The sequence below is a fragment of the Arthrobacter sp. N1 genome (assembly GCF_048288285.1).
In the GTDB taxonomy this organism is placed as follows: Bacteria; Actinomycetota; Actinomycetes; order Actinomycetales; family Micrococcaceae; genus Arthrobacter_D.
The window spans coordinates 2,313,907-2,339,262 of the sequence record NZ_CP102608.1; the positions used below are offsets into that span (position 1 = coordinate 2,313,907).

27 protein-coding genes, 1 other RNA gene and 1 pseudogene are annotated in these 25,356 nt (G+C 68.3%); 13 read left to right on the forward strand and 16 right to left on the reverse strand.

The genetic code is table 11. The annotated features are described in order from the left end of the window. Window positions 1-40 precede the first annotated feature (40 nt). The 10 genes from aroA (at window position 41) to NVV32_RS10580 (ending at window position 9,325) form a co-directional block, all read left to right on the forward strand. Window positions 41-1,363: a 3-phosphoshikimate 1-carboxyvinyltransferase gene (gene aroA, locus NVV32_RS10535; RefSeq protein WP_422392033.1), complete on the forward strand. Its 1,323-nt coding sequence runs from the start codon at window positions 41-43 to the stop codon at window positions 1,361-1,363. Then, window positions 1,360-2,490 (forward strand): ribosome small subunit-dependent GTPase A, encoded by a 1,131-nt coding sequence (gene rsgA, locus NVV32_RS10540; protein WP_055773112.1) that lies wholly within the window; start codon window positions 1,360-1,362, stop codon window positions 2,488-2,490. The genes aroA and rsgA overlap by 4 nt, the downstream gene beginning before the upstream one ends. 158 nt (window positions 2,491-2,648) lie before the next feature. After that, a complete protein-coding gene (locus NVV32_RS10545) occupies window positions 2,649-2,852 on the forward strand; it encodes a cold-shock protein (RefSeq protein ID WP_043446208.1) in 204 nt (67 codons plus the stop codon). Between the two features lie 137 nt (window positions 2,853-2,989). Continuing rightward, window positions 2,990-3,799, forward strand: coding sequence for a histidinol-phosphatase (hisN, locus tag NVV32_RS10550; protein ID WP_055773117.1), 810 nt, complete (start codon window positions 2,990-2,992; stop codon window positions 3,797-3,799). A gap of 27 nt (window positions 3,800-3,826) precedes the next feature. Further along, window positions 3,827-4,588: a class I SAM-dependent methyltransferase gene (locus NVV32_RS10555; RefSeq protein WP_055773120.1), complete on the forward strand. Its 762-nt coding sequence runs from the start codon at window positions 3,827-3,829 to the stop codon at window positions 4,586-4,588. Window positions 4,589-4,619: 31 nt separating this feature from the next. After that, the gene (locus NVV32_RS10560) at window positions 4,620-5,543 is read left to right on the forward strand and encodes a metal ABC transporter substrate-binding protein (protein WP_422390109.1); all 924 of its coding nucleotides are present in this window, start codon (window positions 4,620-4,622) and stop codon (window positions 5,541-5,543) included. Beyond that, window positions 5,540-6,358, forward strand: coding sequence for a metal ABC transporter ATP-binding protein (locus NVV32_RS10565; protein WP_422390110.1), 819 nt, complete (start codon window positions 5,540-5,542; stop codon window positions 6,356-6,358). Before NVV32_RS10560 ends, NVV32_RS10565 begins: the two co-directional genes overlap by 4 nt. A gap of 1 nt (window position 6,359) precedes the next feature. Further along, window positions 6,360-7,307: a metal ABC transporter permease gene (locus NVV32_RS10570; protein ID WP_422390111.1), complete on the forward strand. Its 948-nt coding sequence runs from the start codon at window positions 6,360-6,362 to the stop codon at window positions 7,305-7,307. Continuing rightward, window positions 7,307-8,047 carry a metal-dependent transcriptional regulator gene (locus tag NVV32_RS10575; protein WP_422390112.1) on the forward strand — a complete coding sequence of 247 codons (741 nt, stop codon included), beginning with the start codon at window positions 7,307-7,309 and terminating at the stop codon, window positions 8,045-8,047. Before NVV32_RS10570 ends, NVV32_RS10575 begins: the two co-directional genes overlap by 1 nt. Window positions 8,048-8,224: 177 nt before the next feature. Beyond that, window positions 8,225-9,325: a carboxylate-amine ligase gene (locus tag NVV32_RS10580; protein ID WP_055773133.1), complete on the forward strand. Its 1,101-nt coding sequence runs from the start codon at window positions 8,225-8,227 to the stop codon at window positions 9,323-9,325. 170 nt (window positions 9,326-9,495) lie between these two features. Here NVV32_RS10580 and NVV32_RS10585 read toward each other — a convergent pair whose 3' ends face one another. Beyond that, on the reverse strand, window positions 9,496-11,643 hold the full coding sequence (locus tag NVV32_RS10585) for an alpha-galactosidase (protein WP_422390113.1): 2,148 nt from the start codon (window positions 11,641-11,643) through the stop codon (window positions 9,496-9,498). Between the two features lie 40 nt (window positions 11,644-11,683). After that, a complete protein-coding gene (locus NVV32_RS10590; protein WP_055773138.1) occupies window positions 11,684-11,911 on the reverse strand; it encodes a hypothetical protein in 228 nt (75 codons plus the stop codon). 121 nt (window positions 11,912-12,032) lie between these two features. Here NVV32_RS10590 and NVV32_RS10595 point away from each other — a divergent pair, with 121 nt between their 5' ends. Continuing rightward, window positions 12,033-12,161 (forward strand): hypothetical protein, encoded by a 129-nt coding sequence (locus NVV32_RS10595; protein ID WP_422390114.1) that lies wholly within the window; start codon window positions 12,033-12,035, stop codon window positions 12,159-12,161. Here NVV32_RS10595 and ssrA read toward each other — a convergent pair. The 6 genes from ssrA to ftsE form a co-directional block, all read right to left on the reverse strand. Continuing rightward, window positions 12,140-12,507: a transfer-messenger RNA gene (ssrA, locus tag NVV32_RS10600) on the reverse strand. The two genes, NVV32_RS10595 and ssrA, sit on opposite strands and share 22 nt — an antisense overlap. 116 nt (window positions 12,508-12,623) lie before the next feature. Then, complete coding sequence (locus NVV32_RS10605; RefSeq protein WP_422390115.1) at window positions 12,624-12,998, reverse strand: hypothetical protein; 375 nt, start codon at window positions 12,996-12,998, stop codon at window positions 12,624-12,626. Then, entirely contained in the window at window positions 12,995-13,468 is a 474-nt protein-coding gene (gene smpB, locus NVV32_RS10610) for an SsrA-binding protein SmpB (protein WP_043446231.1), read from the reverse strand. Before smpB ends, NVV32_RS10605 begins: the two co-directional genes overlap by 4 nt. Before the next feature lie 71 nt (window positions 13,469-13,539). Continuing rightward, window positions 13,540-15,081 carry a peptidoglycan DD-metalloendopeptidase family protein gene (locus NVV32_RS10615; RefSeq protein ID WP_422390116.1) on the reverse strand — a complete coding sequence of 514 codons (1,542 nt, stop codon included), beginning with the start codon at window positions 15,079-15,081 and terminating at the stop codon, window positions 13,540-13,542. Window positions 15,082-15,157: 76 nt separating this feature from the next. Next, entirely contained in the window at window positions 15,158-16,072 is a 915-nt protein-coding gene (ftsX, locus tag NVV32_RS10620; protein WP_422390117.1) for a permease-like cell division protein FtsX, read from the reverse strand. Next, window positions 16,069-16,773, reverse strand: a complete 705-nt coding sequence (gene ftsE / locus NVV32_RS10625) for a cell division ATP-binding protein FtsE (RefSeq protein ID WP_422390118.1) — start codon at window positions 16,771-16,773, stop codon at window positions 16,069-16,071. The genes ftsX and ftsE overlap by 4 nt, the downstream gene beginning before the upstream one ends. A gap of 200 nt (window positions 16,774-16,973) precedes the next feature. Here ftsE and rfbA point away from each other — a divergent pair, with 200 nt between their 5' ends. Continuing rightward, entirely contained in the window at window positions 16,974-17,870 is an 897-nt protein-coding gene (gene rfbA, locus NVV32_RS10630) for a glucose-1-phosphate thymidylyltransferase RfbA (RefSeq protein WP_422390119.1), read from the forward strand. A 90-nt stretch (window positions 17,871-17,960) separates the two neighbouring features. On the opposite strand, the gene prfB is transcribed toward rfbA, so the two are convergent. From prfB to NVV32_RS10670, 8 genes and pseudogenes are all read right to left on the reverse strand, one after another. Then, window positions 17,961-19,076: a peptide chain release factor 2 gene (gene prfB / locus NVV32_RS10635; protein WP_055773158.1), complete on the reverse strand. Its 1,116-nt coding sequence runs from the start codon at window positions 19,074-19,076 to the stop codon at window positions 17,961-17,963. A gap of 106 nt (window positions 19,077-19,182) precedes the next feature. Then, window positions 19,183-19,665, reverse strand: a complete 483-nt coding sequence (locus tag NVV32_RS10640; protein WP_422390120.1) for a pilus assembly protein TadG-related protein — start codon at window positions 19,663-19,665, stop codon at window positions 19,183-19,185. Then, the gene (locus NVV32_RS10645; RefSeq protein ID WP_422390121.1) at window positions 19,662-20,204 is read right to left on the reverse strand and encodes a hypothetical protein; all 543 of its coding nucleotides are present in this window, start codon (window positions 20,202-20,204) and stop codon (window positions 19,662-19,664) included. The genes NVV32_RS10640 and NVV32_RS10645 overlap by 4 nt, the downstream gene beginning before the upstream one ends. Continuing rightward, window positions 20,185-20,598 (reverse strand): TadE/TadG family type IV pilus assembly protein, encoded by a 414-nt coding sequence (locus NVV32_RS10650; protein WP_422390122.1) that lies wholly within the window; start codon window positions 20,596-20,598, stop codon window positions 20,185-20,187. Before NVV32_RS10650 ends, NVV32_RS10645 begins: the two co-directional genes overlap by 20 nt. Beyond that, the gene (locus NVV32_RS10655) at window positions 20,599-20,805 is read right to left on the reverse strand and encodes a hypothetical protein (RefSeq protein WP_422390123.1); all 207 of its coding nucleotides are present in this window, start codon (window positions 20,803-20,805) and stop codon (window positions 20,599-20,601) included. Window positions 20,806-20,938: 133 nt separating this feature from the next. Further along, window positions 20,939-21,880: a type II secretion system F family protein gene (locus NVV32_RS10660; RefSeq protein WP_422390124.1), complete on the reverse strand. Its 942-nt coding sequence runs from the start codon at window positions 21,878-21,880 to the stop codon at window positions 20,939-20,941. After that, window positions 21,877-22,734 carry a type II secretion system F family protein gene (locus tag NVV32_RS10665; protein WP_422390125.1) on the reverse strand — a complete coding sequence of 286 codons (858 nt, stop codon included), beginning with the start codon at window positions 22,732-22,734 and terminating at the stop codon, window positions 21,877-21,879. Before NVV32_RS10665 ends, NVV32_RS10660 begins: the two co-directional genes overlap by 4 nt. Continuing rightward, window positions 22,731-23,048 (reverse strand): annotated as a pseudogene (locus NVV32_RS10670) (CpaF family protein); the annotation flags it as partial. The pseudogene NVV32_RS10670 and the gene NVV32_RS10665, both read right to left, overlap by 4 nt. A 70-nt stretch (window positions 23,049-23,118) precedes the next feature. On the opposite strand from NVV32_RS10670, the gene NVV32_RS10675 reads away from it, so the two are divergent. After that, entirely contained in the window at window positions 23,119-24,492 is a 1,374-nt protein-coding gene (locus NVV32_RS10675) for a recombinase family protein (RefSeq protein ID WP_422390126.1), read from the forward strand. Window positions 24,493-25,356 lie beyond the last annotated feature (864 nt).

The window sequence follows — 25,356 nt, forward strand, 5'->3', positions numbered from 1 at the left end:
CTCCGTGACGACCTCCCCAGGCGGGGTGCCCGGCCAGACCATGTGGCGGGCGCCCCGCCTGACGCATGCCGTGGACGCAGCCATCTCGGTTCCGGGCTCCAAGTCCCTCACCAATCGCTACCTGGTGCTCGCGGCCCTGGCCGACGGTCCGTGCGTCCTCCGCCGCCCCCTGCACTCCCGTGACTCCGCCCTGATGATCACCGCGCTGCGCTCGCTCGGTGCCGTGATCGACGACATACCGGGCGACGGCGGCTTCGGGCCCGACCTGCGTGTCACCCCCCTTCCCACGGGTGCGCACGAGCCGTCCGCACGGACCGTCGACTGCGGCCTCGCGGGGACGGTCATGCGCTTCGTCCCGGCACTGGCGGGCCTGGTCACCGGGACCACGGCCTTCGACGGCGATCCCCACGCGCGCCGCCGGCCGATGGGAGCGATCATCGATGCGCTGCGCGGCCTCGGCATCAGCATCGACGACGGCGGTGCGGGTTCGTTGCCCTTCACCATCGAGGGCCGGGGCGGGGTGCGGGGCGGCCGACTCGTCATCGACGCGTCCGCCTCCTCGCAGTTCGTGTCCGCCCTGCTGCTCGTCGGCGCGCGATTCGACGAGGGACTGCACCTCGAACACGTCGGCAAGCCCGTGCCGAGCCTCGACCACGTCCGCATGACCGTCGAGACCCTGCGCTCCCTCGGCGTCGCGGTGGACGACTCCGTCCCGGACCACTGGCACGTGCCCCCCGGCCCCATCCCCGCGTTCGACGTCGCGATCGAGCCGGACCTCTCCAACGCGGGGCCGTTCCTGGCGGCGGCCGTCGTCACGGGCGGCACCGTCCGCATCCGCAACTGGCCGTCCGGCACCACGCAGGTCGGCGACGCGTGGCGCCGCATCCTGCCTTTGATGGGTGCGACGGCGACGCTCGACGACGGCACCCTCACCGTGACCGGCGGGCCGTCGATCACCGGCGGCGTCTTCGCGGACACCTCCGAGCTGGCCCCGACCGTGGCAGCGCTGTGTGCCCTGGCGACGACGCCGTCGACCCTCACCGGGATCGCGCACCTCCGCGGCCACGAGACCGATCGGCTGGCGGCCCTCGCCGCAGAGATCACCGGACTCGGCGGGAGGGTCGAGGAGACGGCCGACGGCCTCGTGATCGAGCCCGCCCCGCTGCACGGCGGCGTCTTCCACACCTACGAGGACCACCGCATGGCGACCGCCGGGGCGATCCTCGGCCTCGCCGTCGACGGCGTGCAGGTCGAGAACATCGGGACGACGGCGAAGACCATGCCGGAGTTCCCCGAGCTCTGGGCGGCCGTCGTGTCCCCCGCCACGCCGTCCACCACGATCGAGTCGGGTGCACGGGCATGAGCGAGGCCGGCAACCGCAGGGGTTCGCGCGCCTGGGACGAGTCGGACGTCCGGATCCGCCCCAACAAGAAGGGCACGCGCCCGCGGACCAAGACACGTCCCGCCTACGACGACGCGGTGATCGGTCGCGTGGTGACCGTGGACCGCGGCCGCTATACCGCGGTGGTCGAGGAGGACACGCCGGGCGAGCGGATCGTCGTGGCCGCCCGGGCCCGGGAGCTGCGGCGCAACGCCGTCGTCGCCGGTGACCTCGTGGCCCTGGTCGGGGACCTGTCCGGCGGGCCGGACTCCCTCGCGCGGCTCGTGCGCATCGAGGAGCGGCGCACCGTGCTGCGGCGCAGCGCCGACGACACCGACCCGGTGGAGCGCGTCGTCGTCGCCAATGCCGACCAGCTGGTCATCGTCGTCGCGGCGGCCAATCCCGAGCCGAGGACCGGCTTCATCGACCGCGCGCTCGTGGCCGCCTACGACGCCGGGATCGAGCCGCTGCTGTGCATCACCAAGGCTGACCTCCGCGATCCCGCGGACCTGCTCGCCAACTACGAGCACCTCGACCTGCGCGTCATCATCAGCCGGACGGACGAGGGCGTGGGCATCGAGGCCACCTCCGACGACGGCGAGTCCGCGCGGCTCTCGCACGGAGCCGTGGACGCCCTGCGGGACGAGCTCGACGGACAGGTCAGCGTGCTGCTGGGACACTCGGGGGTGGGCAAGTCCACCATGGTGAATGCCCTCACCGGGTCCACCCGCGCGACGGGCGGAGTCAACGCCGTCACCGGGCGCGGGCGCCACACGTCGTCGTCCGCCCTCGCCCTGAAGGCCGCGGACGCGTCGCCGGGTACGTGGATCATCGACACCCCCGGCATCCGCTCCTTCGGGCTGGCGCACGTGGATGCGGACCGCATCCTCCAGGCATTCCCCGACCTCGAGCCCGGGACCGAGCGCTGCGAGCGCGGCTGCCGCCATGACGACAACGCGGTGGACTGCGGCCTGGACGGCTTCGTCGCCGAGGGGCTCGCGGGCGAATCGGGTCCGGTCCGGCTCGCCAGCCTCCGCAGGTTGCTGACGGCCGGGATCGCGGATCCCCGGGGCAATGCGCATGATGCGAAGGAGCTGGGCCAGCAGTAGGCGAGGAACTGCTAGACTGGCATCTGTTGTTGTTTGCGCATTAAATTTCAAGCCTTGACCCTCCACCTGGAGTTCGACAGCTTTTGACGTAAAGCGGGTAACGAACACCACGATGAGCCCCGATCGTCGGGACGCTCTCCCAGGTAAGGATGTACAACATGGCTACTGGCACAGTGAAATGGTTCAACGCCGAAAAGGGCTTCGGCTTCATCGCTCCCGAGGACGGCGGCGCTGACGTGTTCGCCCACTTCTCCGCGATCAACTCGAACGGCTACCGTTCCCTCGAGGAGAACCAGAAGGTCAACTTCGAGACCACCCAGGGCCCCAAGGGTCCCCAGGCCGAGAACATCACCGTTCTCTGATCCTGCTCGGCACCGCTGACGCGGCGCCGGATCGAAAGCCACCGCGCGGCGAGAGCCCGCGGTGGCTTTTCGCTGTAGTGACCCGCCCGGCCGCGCCCCGGCATGCGCGGGCCCGCCGGGACGATAGGTTGATCGGTATGAGTTTCATGCAGGGCTACAACGACGACCTCCGGCTCGCGCACATCATGGCCGACTCCGTCGACGACCAGACGATGTCCCGCTTCAAGGCCCTCGACCTCCGGATCGAGACCAAGCCGGACCTCACGCCCGTGACGGACGCCGACAAAGGCGCCGAGGAGGCGATCCGCGGGCAGCTCTCGAGGGCACGGCCCCGCGACGCCGTGCTCGGCGAGGAGTTCGGCAGCACCGGCTCCGGCTCACGCCGCTGGGTGATCGACCCCATCGACGGCACGAAGAACTTCGTCCGCGGCGTCCCCGTGTGGGCAACGCTCATCTCGCTGGTCGACGACGGCAAGCCCGTCGTCGGTGTCGTCAGCGCTCCCGCCCTGGGCAAGCGCTGGTGGGCCGCCGAGGGGACCGGCGCCTACACCGGTAAGTCCCTCGCCGCGGCGCAGCGCCTCAGGGTCTCCAACGTCTCCCGCCTCGAGGATGCCTCCCTCTCCTACTCCAGCCTGTCCGGCTGGCGCGAGCGCGGGGCGCTCGCCGAATTCGTCAACCTGACGGACCGCGTGTGGCGGACGCGCGCCTACGGCGACTTCTGGTCCTACTGCCTGGTGGCCGAGGGCGCCGTCGACATCGCCTGCGAACCCGCCTTGAATCTGTACGACATGGCGGCCCTGGTCCCGATCGTGACCGAGGCCGGTGGCCGCTTCACCTCGCTCGACGGCGAGGACGGACCCCACGGCGGCAATGCGCTCGCCACCAACGGGACGCTCCACAGCGAGGTCCTCCGCACGTTGAATCCCGATGTGGACGATCTCCTCTAGCAGCCGACCGGCACCTGGACACACGGCATGAACATCGGCCCCCGGCTCGACGACGACCGCCGGCGCGAACTGGCGGGCGCCTACCTCTCGGGAGCCGGGCGCTACGACCGCGTACGGCCCGGCTACCCCTCTGCCGTCGCCGACTGGGTCGTCCCGGCGGACGCGCGCCAGGCGGTCGACGTCGGCGCCGGTACGGGACTGTTCACCCGCGACCTCGTGGAGCGCGGGCTCGAGGCCACGGCGATCGATCCCTCCGAGGACATGCTGGCCGTCCTCGCCACGCACCTGCCCGAGGTTCCCGCGGTGGTCGGCACAGCCGAGCAGACGGGTCTCCCCCGGTCCTCCGCCGATCTGCTGGTGCTCGCGCAGACCTGGCACTGGTGCGACCACGCAGCCACCGTCGACGAGGCCGCCCGCGTGCTGCGGCCCGGCGGCAGACTCGCCGTGGTGTGGAACCAGCTCGATGTCTCCCTCCCCTGGGTCCACCGGCTCTCGAGGATCATGCACGCCGGAGACGTGTTCTCCCCCGAGGACCGCCCGTCCTTCGGCCCGGCCTTCGGCGCGTCCGAGGAGCTGCTCGTGCACTGGACCCAGGAACTCGCCGTCGAGGACGTCGTCGACCTGGCCCGGTCGCGGAGCTACTACCGCCGGGCGGGCCCGGCGCTGCGCTCGCGGGTGGAGACCAACCTCTCGTGGTACCTGACGGACTACCTCGCCTTCCGGCCGGAAGCGGTGCTCCGCCTGCCCTACTACACCCATGCGTGGCGCGCGGACCTCCCCCTGCCCTAGATTTCGGCCTGCCTCGACGTTAGATTTAGGCATGCCTCAAAATCGATCCGCACCGGTGACGGCGACGATCGCCCTCGCCGCCTCCCTCCTGCTCGCCGGTTGTGCGGCGTCGGCCGGGGCAGCACCGGGCGAGGGCCGGGAGGACGACCGCGCGCTAGTCCTCACGACCTTCTCCGTCCTGGCGGATCTCGCCGACACGGTGGGCGGGGGCCACGTCCGCGTGGAGTCGATCACGAAGGTCGGCGCGGAGATCCACGGGTACGAACCGACACCCTCGGACCTGGTCCGCGCCCAGGAGGCGGACCTCATCCTCGACAACGGGCTCGGGCTGGAGCGCTGGTTCGAGCGGTTCCTGAACTCGGTCGACGCTCCCCACGTGGTCCTCTCCGACGGCGTTGAACGGGTCGACATCCGGTCCGGCGACTACACGGGCCGGGCGAATCCGCACGCGTGGATGTCGCCGGTCGCCGCACAGACCTATGTGGACAACACCGTCTCGGCCCTCTCGCGCCTCGAACCCGGCCACGCCGCCGACTTCGAGGAGAACGGGCGCGCGCTGAAGGCCGAACTGGAGGACATCCTCGCCGACTTCAGGGCGGACATCGCCGGGATCGACGAGCCGGCGCTGGTCAGCTGCGAAGGTGCGTTCTCCTACCTGGCGCGGGACACGGGACTGCAGGAAGCCTTCCTCTGGCCCGTCAATGCCGACGCGGAGGGCACCCCACGCCAGATCCGCGGCGTCATCGATTTCGTCGAGGAGAACGACGTCCCGACGCTCTTCTGCGAATCCACGGTCAATCCGTCCGCCCAGGAACAGGTGGCTCTCACCACGGGCGCCCGGCTCGGCGGGACCCTCTACGTCGATTCGCTCTCCACCGAGGACGGCCCGGTGCCCACGTTCGTCGACCTCATCCGCTACGACCTGCGGACCATCGCGGAAGGACTCGCCCGATGAGCAGCATGCCCACCGACCACGTGCCGACGGGCGACGCCCCGGAGGACGGTGCCCCGGTCCTCGATGTCCGCGGGGTCGGTGTGACCTACGACGACGTGCAGGCGCTCGACGACGTCTCGGTGTCGCTGCGGGCCGGCAGCATCTGCGGCCTAATCGGCGTCAACGGTTCGGGTAAGTCGACGCTCTTCAAGGCACTGATGGGGCTCGTGGCCCCGCAGCAGGGCACGGTGGAGCTCTTCGGCCGGACGACGGCGGCGGCGCGGAAGGCAGGCCTCGTCGCGTACATGCCGCAGGCCGAGGAGGTGGACTGGACCTTCCCGGTGTCGGTGTCCGACGTCGTCGGGATGGGCGTGTACGGGCGTCTCGGAGCTGCACGCCGGCTCCGTCCGGCGGATCGTGCCGCCGTCGGCGAGGCGCTCGAGCGGGTGGGCCTGACCGACCTCGCGAGGCGCCAGATCGGCCGGCTCTCCGGCGGACAGCGCAAGCGCGTGTTCATCGCCCGCAGCATCGCGCAGGACGCACGCCTGCTGCTGCTCGACGAGCCCTTCGCGGGGGTCGACCAGGCGAGCGAGCGCACCATGACCGCACTCCTGAGGGACCTGCGCGAGGAAGGCCGGACGGTGCTCGTCTCGACGCACGATCTCGCGGGGGTACCGGAGTTCTGCGACGAGGCCGTCCTGCTGCACCGGCGGGTCCTCGCCCACGGGCACCCGGCCGCGGTACTGACACAGGGCAACCTGGCTCGCGCCTTCGGAGCCGCCCCGTCCGACGCCGTTCCCCGGCCCCTCCTTCCCGCCCCGATCGGAGAATCCTGACATGGACGTGCTCGCCTTCCTTGTCGAACCCCTGCAGTACGGTTTCCTCACCCGGGCACTGGCCGTGACCGTCGCCGCCGCCGTCGTCGCCGCGGTACTCTCCTGCTGGCTGATCCTCATGGGCTGGTCGCTCATGGGCGACGCCGTGTCCCACGCGGTCCTCCCCGGAGTGGCGCTGGCCTACATCATCGGCATCCCGTTCTCGATCGGTGCCTTCATCTTCGGCGCGGGTGCGGTGGCGCTCATCGGGATCGTCCGGTCGACGACGAAGCTCAAGGCCGACACGGTGATCGGTGTGGTGTTCACGGCGCTGTTCGCGGCGGGGCTCGCGATCGTCTCCGCCACCCCGTCGCAGATCGACCTGATGCACATCCTCTTCGGCAACGTGCTCGGCGTCTCGGCGGGCGATGTCTGGCAGGTCCTCATCCTGGGGGCCGTCACGCTCGCGATCCTGCTGTTCAAGCGCCGGGACCTCACCCTGCTGGCCTTCGACCGCACGCACGCCCACGTGATCGGCCTCAACACCCGCTTCCTCTCGGCGCTCCTGCTGGGGCTCCTCGCCCTCACGGTGGTCGTCGGCCTGCAGGCCGTCGGGATCATCCTCGTCGTGGCGATGCTGATCACGCCCGGCGCCACGGCTTTCCTGCTCTCGCGCAGCTTCGACCGCATGCTGGTGATCGCCGTCGTCCTCACCGTCGCCGCGTCCGTCACCGGCATCTACGCCAGCTACTACCTCGACATCTCCACGGGGGCCGCCGTGGTGCTGAGCCAGGCGATCGTCTTCGCCGTCGTCTACCTCGTCGGTCGACCGGACGGCGTGCTGTGGCAGGCACGTCGCCGACGCCCGGGGTCGTCCGTCGATGGACGGCGGCAGTCCGCGGATGCCGTCGCTGCTGCGGCCGTCGCCCCGCGACGCAGTGCCGACGACGCCGCGACGAGCGGCGCCTGATGGCCGGCCGGAAGGGTTCGGTGCTCAGCATCGAGTCCTCCAGCGTGCAGGACTACGTCAAGGCGATCTACGCGTCCACCGAATGGCAGGGGGGCGACGTCACGGCGTCGCACCTTGCCGGGCGCCTCTCCGTCGCCAACTCCTCCGTCACAGGGATGGTCACCAAACTGGTGGATCTGGGTCTCGCCGAGCACCGGAAGTACGGGCCCGTGGGCCTCACGCCGTCGGGCCGGGCCCTCGCCCTCGCCATGGTGCGGCGCCACCGCCTGATCGAGACCTTCCTCGTCACGGAGCTCGGTTACGGGTGGGACGAGGTGCACGACGAAGCCGAGCTGCTCGAGCACACGGTCTCGGACGCCTTCATCGAGCGAGTCGACGCGAAGCTCGGACGGCCCCGGCGGGACCCGCACGGGGACCCCATCCCGGCCGCGGACGGGACCGTCGTCTATCCGGTGGCGCACCGCCTCGACGGCCTGGACGACGGGCACACCGGCCGCCTCGTGCGCGTCAGCGACGACGATCCCGAGGTGCTGCGGTATCTGGACAGCGAGGGGATCCCGCTCGACGCGGACCTCCGGCTCGGGCGTCGCGGAGGGCAATCGCTGCTCGACCTGCACGTCGGGGTGGACGGCGCGCGGGCGCTCACCGTCGACGCGGTGCTCGCACGCGCCCTGTGGATCGAGAGCACCACGCCCCATCAGGGGTGCACGCTCGCCGAATCCTCGTCGACGCAGCGGTGACGCCCGTCGGGCAGCGCAGGGGACCACGCAGCAGTGCCGACGCAGCAGTGACGACGCAGCCGTGACGCGCGTGTGACGCGGGGCATGCAGCGATGACGGTCCGGCCGCAGCCCCCTCATAGACTGGGCAGGAAACCGGCTCGTGCACGGCCCCGATGCTCCTGGAGGGAGACCACCGATGACCACTCTCGGACTCGAGGAGGAATACCTCCTGCTCGAACCGCAGTCGGGTCTGCCGGCGGACCGCGCGCCCGAGGTGCAGGATCTGCTCGAGGCCAGTCCGGAGGTCGGTCGTGACGAGATCCAGCGCGAGCTGCTGTCCTGCCAGATCGAGACGGCGACGCCCGTGTGCGACACACTCACGCAGGCGGAGGAGTCGCTGCTGAACTTCCGCCGGAAGTTCGCCGAGGCCGCACGCCGCACCGGCAGCATCGGCGCCGCGACCGGTACGGCCCCGTGGATCCGGCAGGCGTACCCGGAGCTGACGGACAAGCAACGCTACGAGGACCTGAAGGCCACCGCCCCCGGAATCGTCGGCGACCAGTTCGTCAACGGCCTGCACGTCCACGTCGGGATCCCCGACCAGGAACGCGGGGTCCAGGCCCTCAATCGCATCCGGCCGTGGATCCCCCTCCTGACTGCCGTCAGCGTCAACTCACCGTACTGGCTCGGACGCGACAGCGGCTTCGGCAGCTGGCGCGTCATCCACTACCGCCGCTGGGCAGTTCAGGGAGTGGCCCCCTACTTCGCCGACGCCGAGGACTACGAGCGACGCATCAGCAGGCTCGGCGCGTCGGGGGCGATCCTCGACCGCGGTGTCCTGACCTGGGTGGCCCGCCTCTCCGACCACTACCCCACGCTCGAGCTGCGTGCCTGCGACGTCCAGCTCGAGGCCCAGGACTCGGTCCTCCTCGGGGCGCTCACGCGGGCGCTCGTCGTGACGGCCCTCGGGGACGCCGAGGCCGACACCCCTCCGCTCATCCCCGATCCCGAGCTGCTCGACGCAGCACTCTGGCAGGGTGCCCGCGACGGCCTGGCACACCATCTGGTCGACCTGGCGACGGCCGAGCCGGTGCCGGCCGGTCAGCATCTCGCCAGCTTCCTGGAATACGTGGGCCCGGCCCTCGAGGCGGAGGGCGACACCGACTGGGTCCGCGCCGGGCTCGCGCGACTGGCCGCCCGCGGGACGGGAGCCCAGCGTCAGCGGGAGGCCATGGGCGACGGCGGCATGCAGGCCCTCCTCGCGCTGTACGACGACACCCTGACGGCCGAACCCTAGGTCGCACGCGGCCGCTCCACCTCGTCCCTTCTCGTCCACGCGCACTCGGTCCTCTGCCGGGCGCAGTGGTGCCTCACCGTGCCCGCCGCCCGACCGCGGCCCGCGCCGGACCGAATGCCGGAGCGGCGTGCGGGACGGACGCAGAAGGGATGTCCCGTCCGTCCCCCGCCTCAGTCCTCCTGCCGCAGCTCGATCAGCAGCGTCTGCTCGGGCAGCAGCACCGGTGCCTGCACCCCCGCCCGGGCCAGTGCCCGCCCCGAGAGTCGGAGGGGCGCGCCGTCGAGCGCTGCCTGCAGCCACGCGAGCGGCGACTGTCCGTTCCCGGGATGCCCCTCCTCCGGTACGGCGAGATCGACGAGGTAGTGTGCGTCGGCCGCCAGGCCGGGGAAGGTCAGCGCACCCGGCGGGTAGCTGGCGCTCGACGCCGTCAGGGAGTAGCCGAAGAGGGCGCGACGACGGTCGGCGGACACGATCCCGCGCAGGTCCATGGCATGGTCCGCCAGGTCGGCGTGCACGACCTGCCCGCGGTGCAGGTCCCCGCGCCAGGAGGTGTGGAGGCGGACATAGCGGCCGAGCACGGAGTACTCCGCCTCGGACAGGTCCGAGATGTCCCACTCGATGCCGTAGTGGCCGAAGATCGCGGTGGCAGCGCGGAACGGCAGCGTGTGTGCGCGGCCGGTCGAGTGCGACACCGGACCGCCCACATGCATACCCATCAGTTCGGGTGGCACCACGAGCCCCGTGTACTTCTGGTTGACGAGGCGTTCGATCGGGTCGATGCAGTCACTGGTCCAGATGCGGTCGGTCCGCTGCAGGATCCCGAGGTCCACTCGGGCACCACCGGAGGCGCAGCTCTCGATCTCCAGGGCGGGATGGCGGCGCCGCAGTTCGTCGAGCAGGGCGTAGAGCGCCTGGACGTGCCGGTGCCCGGCGGCCCTGCCCGTGCGGGCGTCGGCTGCTTCGAGCAGGTCCCTGTTGTGGTCCCACTTCACGTAGGCGATCTCGTACTCGGACAGGATGGCGTCGAGCCGTCCGAGGATGTAGGCGTAGGCCTCGGGGTTCCCGAGGTCGAGCACCTGCTGCTGCCGACCGGGCAGGGGAAGCCGTCCCTCGGGCTGCAGGATCCACTCGGGGTGGACCCGGGCGAGATCCGAGTCCGGGTTGACCATCTCGGGCTCGAACCAGAGGCCGAACTCCATGCCCAGTGCCCGCACGTGGTCGACGATCGGCGAGAGCCCCTCGGGCCACACCGTCCCGTCGACGTACCAGTCCCCGAGGCTCGAGGTGTCGTCGCGACGCCCGCGGAACCAGCCGTCGTCGAGCACGAAGCGCTCGACGCCGAGGGACGCCGCTCGGTTGGCGAGAGCCTTCAGGCGCTCCAGGTCCATGCTGAAATAGACGGCCTCCCAGGTGTTCAGGGTGACGGGACGCGGTCGTCGCGGGTGCGTGTCGCGGGAGCGCAGGTCACGGTGGAAGCGCGCGGAGAGCTCGTTCAGTCCGTCTCCCCAGGAGCCGACGGCCACCGGCGTGGAGTAGCTCTGGCCGGGCGCCAGGACGACCTCCCGGGGTGCGAGGACCTCGGATGCCGCCAGGAACGCCGCGCCGGCCGGCGTCTTCTCGGCCAGGACCTGCTGATTCCCGCTCCAGGCGAGGTGCACGCCCTGTACGGTCCCGCGTTCGAAGCCGAATCCGGGCGCTCCGGCGGCGAGCAGTACCGTGGCGTCGGCGCCGGGCCTCCCCCGCCGGCTCGTCCGCGCGTAGGTCCCCGCCGTCAGGGCGTGCCGCTGCGGCGACCTCTCGCGGAGGTGGCGGCCGGTCGTGTCCAGGACCTCGACAGCAGTGGGGTGCAGCGGGAAGAACAGGGCGAGCGAGCGCACCTCGTAGTCGTCGTCGCCCGTGTTCGTCAGCGTGAGGCGTTGCGTGAACAGGCCCGAGTCGGTCAGGTGGAGGGTCGCGGTCAATCCGAGCCCGGCGTCGTCGTCGCTGGCCTCCACCACCGCGGTGGCGCCGTCGTCGTGCAGGGACGTGGCGGTGACGGTGAAGCGCGGATAGAGGTGGGTGCCGGCGCGGTCCCCGACCAGTCCGGGCGTGCCCTGCCAGCCCGCCGACTCCAGGGGGAGAAGGGTGAGCCGGGCAGGCACGTCGATGCCGCCCGACACGCGCTGGGGCTGCTGCGCCGCAGCGATCGCCTCGAGCTCCCCCCGGTCCACGGGACCGAGGTCCGCCCCCCAGTAGGCGAGGACGGGCAGCCCGAGGGGATGGGGCTCGAGCACGACGCTGGTGCCACCGCGCGAGAGATGGAGGGGTGTGGGGGTCATGCTTTATTTTTATCGGGAAACTAACCCGTGGGCAACACGCCTACCGCTCGCGGCTGTCCCTGCGCAGCAGACCGATGATGAGGCAGAGGAGACCGAGGAGAAGCGGCACGAGGGTCAGGAGCGTATGCGTCCCGCCGAGGTAGCTCATGATGAAGATGTAGACGAACGTGCCACCGACGAGGATCCAGCCGAGCACGATCAGAGCACGCCCCTTGTTGGGCGGCGGCAGTGGCGGGAGCCACGACGGCGGCCGGTCAGTCCAGCTCATCCTCCCAGTGTAGTTCGCGGGGCGCCGCCCGCTGCGGGCTGCCGGCCTCCGGCCGGCGGCTGCGGGAAGGAGAGGCCCCATCATCCACATCGTTCGGAGATCCCGCGCTGATGCCGAGCCCGTGATCGAGTCCGTGATCGAGTCCGCGAACGGGTCCGCGAACGAGTTCGCGAACGAGTTCGCGAACGACGAAGCGCCCCGCCGGGTACCGGCGGAGCGCTTCGAGGATGGTGGAGATGGCGGGAATTGAACCCGCGTCCGATGCAGTGTAGTCAGGGCTTCTCCGGGCGCAGTCTGCGTCGGTTTTTCTCGGCTCCAGCCATCGTGCAGACGAGTGGCTGCCAAGCCCAGTTGTATAAGAGTCCCCCCGATCCCTACAACGAGGATCGGGAGCAGTGGCCCTCTAAATGACGCCAGGATCCGGGGCGAGAGCAAACCCGGGCTGACGGACTAGCTAGGCTGCTTAGGCAGCGAGAGCGAAGTCAGTGCGCTTTTGTTCGGCACTTATTGTTTTACAAGGAGCGTTTACGAGATAACCCTGTATCCTCGGCCCGCTTCCCCTGTCGCGACTAACATCGTCGAAACCTGTCATCCCCATGTTCAGTTATCAAATGATTCCTGCGTCGTCCGTCCCACCGGCCGGGCGACTCCTCGAGTCTACCCCACCGCTCCGGGACCGCTGGGGACCTTCGCTCAGGGAGAACGACGGCGGTCACCCGCCGACCGTCAGGCCGAGGATCACGATCGGGGCCTGCCACAACCGGACGACGACGAAGGCGAGGGTCACGAAGGCGATGCCGAGTGCCGCGAGCGCCGTCGTTGCGGCCTGCTTGCGCCGGAAGCTCCACCAGAAGATGAGGGCGTTCAGGATGAGCAGGACCGGCGAGATCCATACCAGCACCTGCGCGAAGAAGACGTAGACGAGGAAGACGAACGGAATGAGGGACAGGATCCCGACCGGTACGACGACCAGCAGCAGCACGAGGTCGACGACGGCTCCCAGGGTCACCCACCAGGGACGCCGGTAGGCCAGCTCGGACGGCTCCGGCTCCTCCTCGTCCTGGGCATCCCAGAAGACATCGCTCACGCGCCCAGGTTCTTCTCGCGCATCGCGCGGAGGGCCTCGCGGTTGTCCTGCTTCTCCCGCAGGGTCTGGCGCTTGTCGTAGTCGCGCTTACCCCTCGCAACCGCGATCTCGACCTTCGCCCGGCCATTGAGGAAATACAGCTGGAGAGGGACGAGCGTGAAGCCGGACTCCCGGATCTTCTGCGAGATCTTCGTCAGTTCCTCACGGTGGAGCAGCAGTTTGCGCCGTCGTCGTGCGGCGTGGTTGGTCCAGCTGCCCTGCGAGTACTCGGAGATGTGGATCCCTTCGAGCCAGAGCTCGTCGTTGTAGAAGACCGCGTAACCGTCCACGAGCGAGGCCCTGCCGGCGCGCAGGGACTTCACCTCCGTCCCCATCAGGGCGAGGCCCGCCTCATACGTATCGAGGACGGCGTAGTCGTGGAAGGCCTTCCGATTGGTGGCCACCACTTTCCGGCCACTTTCCTTCGGCACGGCACAACTCCTTCGAACGACACTGCGGCAGGCGGAGGCCCGCGGATGAACAGTGTCTTCCATCCTACGACCTAGAACAAACCGATCGGATCGACGAGCGTGCCGTTCAGCATGGTCTCGAAGTGGAGGTGGCATCCGTTGGAGTTGCCCGTGGTGCCCGTATAGCCGATGAGTTGCCCTGCGCTCACGCGCTGTCCCACCGAGACGACGTAGCTGGTCAGGTGGTAGTAGTTGGTCGCGAGGGCGTTGCCGCCGATCACTCCGTGGTCCAGGACGATCCTGTTCCCCGCACCCGGCAGGACGTTCGAGTCCGCGTACCAGACCTCACCCGCGGCCGGAGCGTACAGGGGCGTCCCGCAGCCCACGCCGTAGTCGATCCCGGTGTGCATGTAGCCCCCGGTCCCGTTGAAGTCGATCGTGCCGACCGGCGTGGGACGCCAGCCGAAACCGGAACTGATCGGGCCGGCGACCGGGGCCCTCAGGCCGAAGGCGCCGGGGCCCGACGGAGCCTGGACCGGAGCCTCGGGGATGACCGGCACCACGGGGGCGACCGGGGCGACGGGCGCGGCGACCTGAGGCACCACGGGCGCAGGGGCAGGCCTGTTGGCCGCCTCCGCTTCCGCCGCGCGCCGCGCGGTCTCCTCGGCTGCGCGACGATCGGCCTCCCGCTGTGCCTCGGCCTGGGACTCGGCCTGCAACCGGGCCTGTTCGGCCGCGGCTGCGGCCTCCGCCGCCTTCTGCGCCTCCGCTGCCTTCCGGGCCTCCTCGGCTTTACGGGCCTCCTCGGCCTTCCGGGCTTCCTCCAGCTGACGGCGCTGGCGCTCGGCGAGGTCGGCGTTGTTCTGCTGCTGTGCCTTCTCGACGCCCGCGAGCTTGGCCTCGATGACGGGCTTCTGCGCCTGCAGCTTGGCGGACAGCGACGAGGTGTCCGCCACGAGCTTGTCGACCTTGGCCTTCTCGCCCGCCGCGGTGTCCCGTGCCGCCTGCTCGGCGGCGAGTGCGGCGTCGGCCTTCTCCTTGAGGCGCGTGATCTCGGCCTCCACGGCGACGAGCCTCGCCTGACTGTTCGCGTTGGTGGCGTTCTGCTCGGACAAGCGCTCCATCGCTGCATTCTGCCCGCGGAGCGCCTGGTCCACCATGTCCATGGACTGCGTGAAGTCCTCCACGCCCTCGGCCCCGAGCAACAGCGAGACGTTGGTCGGGACGCCTCCGTTCTTGTACGCCTCCGTGGCGATCTGGCCGATCACCTCGCGCGTCTCATCCATCTCCTGCCGGTCCGCGCGCAGCTCCTCGGTGATCTTGTTCCGGGTCTCCTGCGCCAGGTCGACCCGGACGGCGAGCGCCTCGACCTCCCCGGCCGACGACTCGACCCTGCTCTGCGCGTCGGCGAGGGACTGCTGTGCGGCCGGCAGTCGTCCCTGATAGGTCTTGAGCGTGCCGATGGTCTCCGCGATGTCCGAATCCAGGTACTCCATCGACTGCTGCACCTCGGCGATCTCGTTCTCGAGGGCGCTCTTCCGGTCGTCGAGTTCGTCGGCGACGACCGGCGTGCTGAAGCCGAGCGCGAGGGCGACGACGAGGGCGATCGACGTACCCGCCGTCGTGCGGACCACGAAGGACTGTGTATCGTTCCGGGCCCACCAGGATCTGGGTGAGCGCACGTGTCCCCTGGCGCTGAACGGCATGGTGCTAGACCTTTACGTATCGTCGGAGGGTGAGCAGGGATGAGAGTCCCGCGAGGATGGCTCCGAGCAGTATAAGCGCGGGAACCAGGATCAGGACCTGCTGGGAGGAGATGAACGCCGTCTGCGGGAAGGTGTTCACCAGCCAGCCGTCGATGACGAAGCGCGATGCACCGTACAGCGTGGCCGAAGCGAGCACCGCGCCGATGACCGCGGCAATGACGCCTTCGAGGACGAAGGGCAGCTGGATCACGGCCTTGGACGCTCCGACCAGGCGCATGATGCCGGTCTCCCGGCGGCGGCTGAACGCGGACAGACGGATCGTGGTGGCGATGAGCAGGATGGCGCAGAACGTCATGATACCGGCGATCACGAGGGCGACGACGGACGCCCAGTTCATGTAGCGGAAGATCGCCTCGAGGAAGTCCCGCTGGTCGCTGACGGCCTCCACCCCGGGTTCGGACGAGAACGCCTCGTCGATGACCTCGTACTTCTCGGCGTCGACGAGGCTCACGCGGAACGACTCGGGCAACTGGTCAGCGGTGACGGAATCGACGATCGGCGAATTGGCGAACTGGTCGCGGAAGTGACCGAGCGCCTCCTCCTGCGATTCGTAGGAGACCGTGTCGACGTAGGGGGCGAACTGCTCGGACTCGAGCTTCCCCTCGATCGCCGCGCGCTGGTCCTCCGTCACGGGCCCCGCGGCGCAGCTGGTCTCGGAGGAGTTCTCGACGCAGAGGTAGACGGTCACCTGGACGCGGTCGTACCAGTAGCCCTTCATCTGGCTGATCTGCAGCTGGAACAGCCCGGCGGCTCCCACGAAGGTCAGCGAGATGAAGGTCACGAGGATCACGGAGGTGACCATGGACAGGTTGCGACGAATGCCCGACCCGATCTCGGACAGGATGAAGGCAAGCCTCACTCGACCACGACCCCGGTCTCACCGATGTAGATGCCCTGGGCGTCGTCGCGCACCACGGACCCGTGGTGCAGTTCGACGACGCGCTTGCGCATCGTGTTGACGATGTCGTCGTCGTGCGTGGCCATGACCACCGTGGTGCCGTTCTGGTTGATCCGATCGAGGACCTTCATGATGCCCATCGACGTGGTGGGGTCGAGGTTTCCGGTGGGCTCGTCGGCGAGCAGGATCCCGGGTCGGTTCACGATGGCGCGGGCGATCGCGACGCGCTGCTGCTCGCCGCCCGAGAGCTCGTGCGGCATGCGGTTGTTCTTGCCCTCGAGGCCCACCGTCGCCAGGACGTCCGGCACGGTTTCGCGGATGACGGCGCGACTCCTGCCGATGACCTGCATCGCGAAAGCGACATTGGAGAAGACCGTCTTGTTCGGCAGGAGCCGGAAATCCTGGAAGACCACGCCGATACCGCGGCGGAGGCGAGGCACACGCCAGCTGGGGATGTTCGCCACGTTCTGGCCGGCGACGTAGACGGCGCCGCGCGAGGCCCGGTCCTCCTTGAGCACCAGGCGGATGAACGTCGACTTGCCGGAACCGGATGCACCGACGAGGAAGACGAACTCGCCACGGTCGATGTCGAGGGAGACGCCGTCGAGGGCGGGCCGCGACTTGTGGTCGTAGGTCTTCGTGACGCTGTCGAATCTGATCATGACCACTCTGCGCCCATGAGGTGCGCCGGGCACGGGCATTTGATGGGGGAAGGAAGCTCCGGCTCCTCGACTATAACGACGGCGTCACGAAGCGCCCGCTACCCCGGCGGTGTGTCGCAGTCAAGGGGCGGCTCGGAAACCCAGACCCGTACCCGAGAGCCGCGGGTCTCTCATTCCGGAATTCGGGAGATGATAGGGAAATGCGCGGAATAATACTTGCCGGTGGCACAGGCTCACGACTTCACCCGATCACGCTCGGCATCAGTAAGCAACTTGTGCCGGTCTATGACAAACCGATGATCTACTATCCTCTCTCGACCCTCCTGCTCGCAGGAATCACGGACATCCTCATCATCACCACTCCCCAGGACGCGGCACAATTCCAAAGCCTGCTGGGTGACGGTGCGTGGTGCGGAGCGAATCTCACCTACGCGATCCAGCCGGAGCCCGACGGTCTCGCCCAGGCATTCATCATCGGCGAAGGGCATATCGGCAGCGACGACGTGGCGCTGGTTCTCGGGGACAACATCTTCTACGGCCCTGGGATGGGCGCAACGCTCAGCCGATTCTCGGGCATCGACGGGGGTGCGATCTTCGGCTACCACGTCCAGGATCCGCGCCAGTACGGCGTCGTCGAGTTCGACCAGCACTTCAAGGCCCTGTCCCTGGAGGAGAAGCCGGAGCATCCGCGCAGCAATTACGCGGTCCCGGGTCTGTACTTCTACGACAACGACGTCATCTCCATCGCTCAATCATTGAAGCCGTCCGCACGCGGTGAACTCGAGATCACCGATATCAATCGGCGCTACCTGGAAGCGGGGCGACTGAGGGTAGAGGTCCTGCCACGAGGGACGGCGTGGCTCGACACCGGTACCTTCGATTCGCTCAACGACGCCTCCACCTTCGTCCGGACCATCGAACATCGGCAGGGTCTGAAGATCGGCGTGCCGGAGGAGATCGCCTGGCGTCGGGGGCTCCTGACCGACGATCAACTGCTCGAGCGGGCGAACGGGCTGCTCAAGAGCGGGTACGGGACGTATCTGCAGGATCTCATCGAGCGCGAACGGGACACAGCACTCACGAGTACGGGCTCCTGACGTGAGTGACGCCTGCAGGCGGTGATGTCGAGGAGGTGCGGCGGGACCTCCCGTCGCCGCCACGCACCCGCAGGCTGAGCCGCGGGAGGTCTAGGCGGCGTCATTGCGGTTGTTGGTCCGCCAGCGGATGCCCGCGTCGATGAAGTCGTCGATCTCGCCGTCGAACACGGAGGACGTGTTGCCCACCTCGTGGTTGGTGCGCAGATCCTTGACCATCTGGTACGGATTGAGCACGTAGGAACGCATCTGGTCACCCCAGGACGCCTTCACGTCACCGGCGAACGCCTTCTTCTCGGCGTCCTCCTCCTGCTTCTTGAGCAGCAGGAGCCTGGACTGGAGGACCCTCATGGCGGCTGCCCGGTTCTGGATCTGGGACTTCTCGTTCTGCATGGACACGACGGTGCCGGTGGGGAGGTGGGTCAGGCGAACAGCGGAGTCGGTGGTGTTGACCGACTGGCCGCCCGGACCCGACGAGCGGAAGACATCGACGCGGATCTCGTTGTCCGGTACCTCGATGACATCCGTCTGCTCGATGAGCGGGATCACCTCGACGGCGGCGAAGGAGGTCTGCCGGCGGCCCTGGTTGTCGAAGGGACTGATGCGCACCAGACGATGCGTCCCCGCCTCGACGGACAGGGTTCCGAAGGCGTAGGGCGCCTTGACCTCGAAAGTCGCGGACTTGAGCCCGGCCTCCTCGGCGTAGGAGGTGTCGAGGACCTGCGTGGGATAGCCGTGACGCTCCGCCCAGCGAAGGTACATCCGGAGCAGCATCTCGGCGAAGTCCGCGGCGTCCACTCCCCCGGCGCCGGAACGGATCGTGACCACGGCTTCGCGCTCGTCCCACTCACCGGCGAGCAGTGTCACTATCTCGAGGTCGTCGAGGGACTTCCCGAGTGAGACGAGTTCCTTCTCGGCCTCGGCGAGCGAGTCCTCGTCCCCTTCGTCCTCGGCGAGTTCGACCAGCACCTCGAGGTCGTCGATGCGGCTGTTCAGGGTCTCGAGGCGCTCGAGCGCGGACTGCCGGTGGGAGAGCTTCGACGTCACCTTCTGCGCCGCCGCGGGGTCGTCCCAGAGATCGGGCGCACCGGCTTCCTCGCTCAGTTCCTCGATGTCCTTGCGCATCCCCTCGACGTCGGAGACCTGCTCGATGGACTGGTACTTGGCGCGCAGGGCGCGGATCTCAGCGGGAAAATCAGTGGTTGCCATGGTCGTTCCAGCCTACGTCATGGGCTCGCACGGGCCGGCGTGTGCGCGCCGCCCGACGTCGTCGTCACCGGCCGTCCGCCGTCCTGGTGTGCGCGTCGTTCCTCCTTCACCGCACGAGTTGTGCGCGGGCATCCGCCTGCACGACGATCGGGATCCCGTCGGGCACCAAAAAATTGACGATGGGCGGCCGGACGACGGCGGTGAGCACCACGCGTGCGGTCCGGCCGTCCGCGGCGCCCGTCGCAGGATCGACCGTCAGCTGATCTAACCGCGCTGCTGCGCCCGTGGCGACGAGGTAGCCGGACGCGGACTCCTCCACCCGCGCGTCCTGCAGGGACGGGAGCGGCGTGGTCGTCCCACCGCTATCCACGTCGATGCTGTAGGTGTCCGCGGCCGCGAGTGCCGCACCGTCGGCGACCGAGAGCAGCTTCTTGTGCCCGATGTAGACGGAGGACACGGCGAGGACGACCGTGACCACCAGCAGCGAAACCAGCACGTACCCGATGATCAGGACTCCGACCTGTCCGTCCTCGCAGGTCTGACCCGGGTGGTCGTGGTCCTGCCCGTCGGACGTCGCACGCGTGCTCATCCGAATCGCTCGACGATCTGGGCCGAGGTCGAGTCGACCGTCGCGGCGGACGGATACGCACCCGCGACGGAGGGGACCAGGGGCAGGGGGACCTCGAGCCGCACCACCACGGTGACGGTGGAGCCCGGAGCGAGGCACTCGTCGCTGCAGGCGATGTCCACGACTGCCTGCTCGGGGGCGAACCCGAAGTCCGCGAGGGCAAGACGGGCAGCCTCCCGGGCACGGGCGTCGGCCTCCTGGGGTGTCCGGGCGTCGACGAACACCTTCGCGGCCTGATCGGCAGCCCCGACCACCGCGAACGAACCGCCCTGCACCTGCCCCACGGTCAGCACGAGGTACACCACCGGCACCAGGAGCAGGACGCTCAGGAAGACGAACTCGACGACCGCGCTTCCGCGCTCCTGCCGGAGGAGACCTCCCGCCGCCCGTTCGCGATGCAGCTGCTGTTCCCATCCGCCAGCATCGGGAAGCGCTGCTCGAGCGGGCACGATTCTTCGGGCGGAGGTGTCGACCGTCGGATCACGACGGAAGGGCGGCATGACCGCGCACCTCCATGACGCCGGCCGGACCGATCAGGCCGATCACCGGCAGGGGCGCACGGACGACGACCTCGAGCGTCCGCACGCCCCCGACCGTGCTCTCGCCCACCGTCACATCCGAGCCGTAGGAGTCGGCCAGCGACCCCCTGATCAGCTCCTCCGCCCGTCCGACGGCGTCCTGCGGGCTGCGATCCGCGAGGGTGCCGTACCGGGCTCCCGAGGACGCGGCGTCGATCAGGGTGTTGCGGACGTGCAGGACCAGCGTGAGCTGGATGATCGCGACGAAGATCACCGTCAGGAGTCCGCCGATCAGCGCGAAATCCACGACGGCGGCACCGCGTTCCGGGTCCTCGCGGTCCCTGCCGACCTGCAGCCGACGGAGGATGGCCCTCATCTAGGGCGAGACCTGATCGATCGCCTGGTTGAAGAGGCCCTCGAGTGCCGGGCCCGCGATGGCGAGCAGTGCCGCGACCAGGACGGCGGACATGAGCGTGATCATGACCCACCCGGGCACGTCACCACGTTCACGTTCCTCGGTCGGATGCAGCAGGGCGGCTCCCGTCGCCAACAGGAGCAGGGTGAGGCGCTGTGCAGTTGTCATGATTCTCATGGGATTGCCCCTTGCAGTGGTGATTCGCGGAGTGATGGCCCGTGCAGTGATGGATGCGGCATGCGGATCGTGAAGCCCACGGTAGACGGCGGAGGCGTGTCCGGACCTGGAGCGCTCGTCGTCATCACAGGCCGATGTTGATCAGCGCGATGCCGGGATAGACGGCGAAGAGGACTGTCAGCGGCAGCACACCGAATACCAGCGGAACCATCATGGCAATTTCCTTCTTGCCGGCTGATTCCATGAGTCCACGCTTCGCGAGGTCGCGTACGTCCTGCGCCTGAGCCCTCAGCACATCGGCGAGAGGTGTACCCCGCTGCACGGCCACGGTGATCCCGTCGACGAAGCGGGCGAGTGGAGCCAGCCGCGTCCGGTTCGAGAAGTCCTGGAGTGCCTCCACCAGGGGCTTTCCCGCTCTGGTCGCCGCGAGCACGAGGGCGAACTCGCGGGCGAGCTCGCCCTGTGCCGTGCGGCAGATGCGCTCCAGGGCGCCGGTGGTGCTCTCCCCCGCCGATACGGCGAGAGCCATCAGCTCGGCGAGGCTCGGGAACTCGGCGAGCATGCGGGCCTCGCGCCGCTTGATGTCGGAGGAAAGGACGTAGTCCCTGCCGACGAACCCCATGACGGCACAGCCGAGGACGATCAGCACGGCCAGCGGCAGGTTGGCGGATCCCGAGGCGGCGAGCAGAGCGATCACCATCGTGGAGCCGGCGAGTCCGCCCGCCGACCAGAGAAGTTGCTGTGCACGGAAGTCCGCCGGTGTCTGGCCCCTGCCGGCCTGATCGAGCCGCCGCGACAACGTCGCCGTCGCCGGGTTGAAGCGGTGCGACCAGCGGACGGCGTCCGCGAGAAGGGGACGCACGATCCTTTCCAGCGGGCCGAAGGGGGTGACGTTCGATGTCCCGTCGAGAAGAAGTCGTGACTGGACGTCGACGGCCCGCAGCTGAGGGGCGATACGTTCGGTGAGGGTGGCGGGACGCATCCAGGGAAGGCGGACGAGTGTCAGCCACAGTCCCGCTCCGAGAACCAGGCCGCACAGCGCAGCGAGGGCCAGTGGTGACGTCATCGCAGAACCCTCTCGTCCTCGGGCAGCGCTCCGACGCGCAGCATCACGCGATAGCAGACGACGGACACCACCAGGCCACCGAGCAGGACCGCGGCACCGGCTGTCGAGTTGTAGGCGCGCACGGCTTCAGGTCGGGTCGAGAGGAGCAGGAGCACCAGCCACGGTGCGGCAACCGCCAGCCGCGCGGCATTCACGGTCCAGGACTGCCGTGCCTCGAGTTCACTGCGTGTCCTTGCTGCGTCGCGCAGGAATTCCGACAGCGTGCCGAGCAGCCGGCCGAGATCGGATCCGCCTACTTCTCGTGTCATCCGGAGGGCTTCGACGATGCGGTCCGCCACGGGATCCGCCAACCGCTCCTTAAGTCGATCGAGGGCGTCCTCGAAGCGGCCACCTGCGCGGTAGTCGTCAGCGAAAGCTCGGAAAGCGGGGCGTAGTTCGACGGGCCCCTTCTCGCCGAGTTGCACCAGAGCCTCCGGCAGCGAAAGCCCGGCGCGGATGGCGGACCGCAGGTGGTCGACCGCGTCCGGCCAGAGTTCGCGCAGCGACGCCGTGCGCTTCGCCGCGCGCCATCGAACGACCGCGAAGGGAAGGGAACCCCCGAACAGGGCGAAACAGACCGCAATGGGCCAAGATCCGGTCAGCACGAAGCCGAGGAGAAGCACGAAGAAGCCGACCGCGGCACACGAGGCCAGGAGCCCGTTCGTGGAAACACGCTCCACCCCTGCCCTCAGGAGCAGATCGTCGAGCGACCTCCGACGGGTACGCCTGGCACGCGGCGCGACCGGGCGCTCCCAGAAGGACCACCAGACAAGGAAGAGCCCGGCGCCCAGGCCGACTCCGAGGGTCGTGTTCACGATCGAACCCCGAGCACGGATGCGATGTCGACGCCTGCCGCCCTGAACTTGTCCTCCGCCGGCATGCCGGTGGCCGTGAGCTCCAGGGTTCCGTCAACGCGGTGGAAGATCGACGAGGATTCGATGACCCCGTTCTCGACCCTCCGCCCGAGTGCCATGATCTCCATGACGCGGCGCTGCCCGCCGGGAAGCCGCGCGCAGTGGACGACGAGATCGATGCAGGAGGCGACGGTCGGAACCACGAAGCTGCTCGAGATGTTCTCTCCGGCGAGCAACGGCAGGGTGCAGATCTTCGTGATGGCGTCGGGAACGCTTTCCCAAAGACGTGTACCGCCAAGCGGTGCGATGTCAGCTTGCAGTCCACTTGTTCTCTATCGTGTACCCATGCAGAAACAGGCAGTCATCTACACACGGATCTCGAAGGATCTGGAGGGTCTGGGCCTCGGGGTAGCCCGCCAGCTCAACGACTGCCGCGACTACGCGAGCAAGAACGGCTACCAGGTAGTGGAAGAGCTCGAGGATAACGACATCTCGGCCTCTGGTCTAGCGAAGCGACCTTCCTACCTCAAGCTCCGCGAGCTGTTGGCGACCAGAGCGATAGATGTCGTCCTCGTGTACGCGTTGGACCGCCTGCATCGTAATGTGCGGGAGCTCGTTGAGTACATGGAGCTCTCGCAAGAGACGAATACTGCTATCGAATCGGTCGTCGCGGGGAAGGTCGATCTCGCCTCAGCTGATGGCCGCATGGTCGCAACGATTCTTGGAGCCTTTGGTGCGGCCGAGCGAGAGAAGACCTCGGAGCGGCTGCTCAGGAAGGCAAGGGCCAATGCGGAAGAGGGGCGCTGGCCCGGCCGCCGAGTGTACGGCTATAGAGCGGACGCAACCATCGTCCCTGAGGAAGCTGGGGTGATCAGAGAGATAGCTCAACGAATACTTGGAGGAGAGGGACTTAACGCGGTTGCCAGCTCGCTCAACGCTCGTGGAGTTCCTACATTGAATGGCGCCGCCTGGAGGGCGGCGACGATCGTGGGCATCGCTCGCTCCGCCCGAATTGCAGGTCACCGCGAGCATCACGGCGTAATCACCAAGCGGGACGCCTGGGACAGGATAGTTGATGACGAGGACTCCATCCTGCTACGCGACATGCTCGCAAAGGGCCGTTCCAAAGGTCGTCCGGTAGGCGGGCCTCGGAAACACCTCCTCACCGGCTTGCTCGTTTGCGGGAACTGCGGTGCTCCGATGCAGCGAGGGCTTGCCGGGGCGCAACGCGTCCCGAACTATCGATGCGCGAAGAATGAAGGAAGCCAAAGCTGCGGCAGAATCTCCATCAGCCTGAGGTCGACGGAAGAGTTCGTTGCTGCGGCCCTATTCGCGGCATTCGATCGTCCAAGTCAGGATGAGGACGATCCGGGCGAAGCTGAGCGCACCCATTACGTTGCGGAAAGCAAGCGCCTAGAGGAGCGGAAGATTAAGTTAGCAATCATGTACGGGGAGGGGACGATCGACGTTGAGGAATGGATGGCGGCGTCGAAGTCAATCAAGGAACAGCTTCAAGCACTCCCGTCACCGAGAGCTAAAGCTAAGAGACGGCGAGCGACCGGATCAGAGCTTGCTGCCGCCTGGCCGACAATGGAGACATCCACCCGGCGAGCTCTGCTCGATCAAGTTTTCGTCAAAATCACTGTGATGCCCCGACGTATCGTGACAGGCGCGAAGGTGTGGGATTCAGGACGGCTTGTACCTGAATGGAGAGTCTAGGCAGCTGCGTCTGCTGAATCCCTATTTGATCGATCTATCGCAGCAAGGGTGCTCAAGTGTGATTGTGCGTTGGTGATCACAGGCGGAAGTCCCTGCGAGACCCTGCTCGAGAGGACCCAAGCGGAAGTGGCATCAGTAGTCATACGGACCTCTATGCGGCTCGACGCTCGAGAGCGGTCGATTCTGCTGAAGGCGGCAAGACACTTGGGCAGCAGCGACATGCCGCCACTTCGGGCTGGGTGATGGTTTAGCCCGCCGATTGGCCAATATAGGTAGAACCATCGCGGTCGATCCGGGGCGCGAGGCGGCGTACTCGTCGTAGGCCTGCATGTCGAGGGACACGGCCGTGGACTTGGCGCGGACCTTCGCAGTGAGCTGGGTGGCCCACTGAAGGGTGCACGTCTCGGAGGCGAGCTCAAGGACGCGGGCGTGCTCTCGGGCCAGGGTCGTCGGACTCAGGAAGTCGTAGACCTCGACGGACCGGGTTTGCGGGCGCGCGGAATCAGGAGCAGGCGCTGTTTGGGGCATAGTCATTTAGTCGACGATCGGGCACGCACGGTAAGGGCGGAGACACATGATCCTCATGTGTGCGGCGTGAACGGGAAGCCTATCCGCGGCACGGGAAGGCCCCGCACCGAAGTCGATGCGGGGCCCGGGATGTTGCTACCCCTCCGTGGTGTCCACGTCGTGCAGGGAACCGTTGATCTGCCACTCCCCTGACTCGGCAGATTTCACGACGGCGAAGGCCATCGTGCCCTTTGAGGTCTGCATGCCCCGTAGCCCTTGCCATCGGTGCGCACGACTGGCATGGCCCAATTCACGTCGGCTTTGACCCCCAATCGACACTGGAGCAGACAGCCATAC